The organism is Intrasporangium chromatireducens Q5-1 (assembly GCF_000576575.1).
GTDB lineage: Bacteria > Actinomycetota > Actinomycetes > Actinomycetales > Dermatophilaceae > Intrasporangium_A > Intrasporangium_A chromatireducens.
Genome location: NZ_AWQS01000381.1, coordinates 1 through 2,609, shown reverse-complemented (window position 1 = coordinate 2,609; position 2,609 = coordinate 1). Strand labels below are relative to the sequence as shown.

Genomic DNA, 2,609 nt, shown 5'->3' with positions numbered 1-2,609 from the left:
AGTCACCTCGCCACCGCGGGAGCCGCCGCCGCGGGAGCCGCGAGCGTCATCGGCGACAAGGTCGGCTCGTTCGCCCGCGCCGCCGCCGACAAGGCCGCCGCCCGAGCCGCCGAGCGCCGCGCGGCGCACCTCGAGCACTTCGACGGCGAGGACGTCGCGCTCACCGAGGCGCTCGACGACGGTGGTGAGCAGCGCCTGGAGCCGCCCGTACCGATGCTGGGCCACGCGGTCCCCGAGGCGCCCTCACGCACCCAGTCACGCATCGCCCTCGCCATCGTGGCAGCGCTCGTGCTGGTCGCCCTCGTCATCGGCGTGCAGAACGTCATGAAGATCGGCCAGCACGACGGGCCCGCCAGCGCACCGGTCGCGACCTCACCCTCGTCGAAGCCGACCCCGTCGACGACTCCGTCGACCTCGTCCGAGAGCCCGACCCCCACTCCGACCACCACGAGCGAGACCCCGAGCGGGCCGATCGAGATCACCGGCGCGAAGGGCTTCGACCCGGAGGGCCACGAGAACCAGGGCGACGGCAAGGCGAAGCTCGCCTACGACGGTGACCCGAGCACGTCGTGGGAGTCCCGCTGGTTCGGCACCGACAACTACAACGGCGGCCGGGCAGGCGTCGGTCTCGTGCTCGACCTCAGTGGCAGCGTGACGATCAAGGAGGTCGAGCTGACCCTGCCGGCCGCCGAGGACGTCACCGTGTATGCCGCTGACAAGGCGAGCCTCGACGGCGCCCAGGAGATCGGCAAGGTCACCGGCAAATCCGGCACCACGACGCTCAAGGCTCCCGACGGCCTCCAGCCCGCCTCCAAGCTCATCATCTGGGTGACCAAGGCCGCCCCGGCCGAGGCGCCGAACCACTACCGGGCCCAGGTCTCCGAAGTCGTGGTGCGTTGACGGTGGGCCCGGCGCCCTCCCGCCATTCCGACGACCCGACCGACCGCGAGCTGCTCCGCCTGCACTGCGCAGGCGACAAGCAGGCGTTCGGCGAGCTGTTCCGGCGCCACCGCGACCGGATGTGGGCCGTCGCCCTGCGCACGACGCGAGACCCCGAGCTCGCCGCCGACGCGGTGCAGGACGGTTTCATCTCGGCGTTCCGCCGGGCCGACTCGTTCCGCGGCGACTCAGCGGTGACGACCTGGCTGCACCGGATCATCGTCAACGCGTGCCTGGACCGGCTCCGGCGACAGCGGCCGACGAGCCAGCTGCCGGAGTACGAGCTGGCCGACCGTCACGACGAGCACGCCAGCACCGAGGTCCGCCTCGACGTCGAGCAGGCCCTCACCCGGCTGCCCGAGGCACAGCGCGCGGCGCTCGTGCTCGTCGACCTGCACGGCGTCTCCGTCGCCGAGGCCGCTGACATCCTCGGCGTGGCGGAGGGCACCATCAAGTCCCGCTGCCATCGCGGCCGCGCAGCGCTTGCCGAGCTGCTCGCGTTGGGCTGAGGAACTCGCACTCTCGACGGTCGGGACTGTGCTCTCGATCATGGGGATCGTGCTCCCGATCATTGGGATCGTGCTCCTGATCAGGCGGAGGGCTGGACCAGCGGGGTTCGGGGAACCGGAGGCGGGGCATGTGCCGTCCAAGCCCGGTCGACCCATGTCCGGTCGTCACCGCCATACCGTCCTCGACTGCAGCACCCCGTTTGCACGGCGCCGCACCGGGTGAACCGCACCACCTTGTCTGACGCCGCACTCCGTTTGAAAGGCACCGACGTGGAGGAGTCCCCGAAGCCGCTCGACCCGGCCGTCGAGGCGCAGGTCCGGGCGCGGCTGGCCGCGCTCGGAGATGTCGGTCCGATGCCGCCGGAGGTCAGCGCACGGATCGAGGCAGCCCTGGTCGATGAGCGCCGCCTGCGCGTCGCGCGAGGGCCGCTGGCCGGACAGGACCCGGACGCCGACGTCCTTGCGCCGCTCATCCGCTCACGGCAGCGGCCTCGGCCCTGGCTCGCCGTCGCGGCCGTCGCGGCAGCGGCAGCCGTCGTGGCGGTCGGCGGCTCTGCCCTGCACCTGAACAACGAGGCGAACCCCGCCGCCGTGGTGGGGGTCGACACGGCCGTCCCCGGGCAGACCGCCGCACCGGCCGACGCCGTGCACATCCAGCTGGGCGACACGGACTACGTCGCGAGCAGCTTCCCGGCCCAGGCGCGAACGTCGCTGTCCCACCCGCGCCCCCCGCTGCATGAGCTGCAGGCAGAGTCACCAGCGCTCGGACCGATCGCCACGCCCACCGGCCTGCGCTCCTGCCTCGAGGCGCTCGGCGAGTTCCCGCCGTACGACGTGTTCGCCGACCTCGCCACCTACGAGGGTCGGCCCGCCGCGATCCTCGCAGTGACGCGCCAGACGGGCACCACGGCCTACGTCGTCAAGCGCAGCTGCCAGCCCGGCGACGCGCAGATCCTCCGGGACGGGACCCCCGTCCCGTAGCGGTCGCCGGCAGCAGCCGCGACGCGTCCCGGATGACGGCCCGGCGCCCGCCGACCGGGAACATCCTGCCCCTAGGATCGGTTGAGTCGTAGGAGCCCGTGGGTACGCCACTGAGGGACTCATCTCGTCACGCACTTGGGAGCACCATGTCCGACGTCCGTAACGTCATCATCATCGGGT

At 72.3% G+C, this 2,609-nt stretch carries 2 protein-coding genes and 1 pseudogene; all 3 read left to right on the top strand.

The window, feature by feature from the left end; all coding sequences use genetic code 11:
* Positions 1-900: pseudogene (locus tag N864_RS25225) on the top strand (hypothetical protein); the annotation flags it as partial.
* Between the two features lie 2 nt (positions 901-902).
* Complete coding sequence (sigM, locus tag N864_RS21310; protein ID WP_034722165.1) at positions 903-1,448, top strand: RNA polymerase sigma factor SigM; 546 nt, start codon at positions 903-905, stop codon at positions 1,446-1,448.
* A 270-nt stretch (positions 1,449-1,718) separates the two neighbouring features.
* Complete coding sequence (locus N864_RS21305; protein ID WP_034722163.1) at positions 1,719-2,429, top strand: hypothetical protein; 711 nt, start codon at positions 1,719-1,721, stop codon at positions 2,427-2,429.
* Positions 2,430-2,609: the final 180 nt, after the last annotated feature.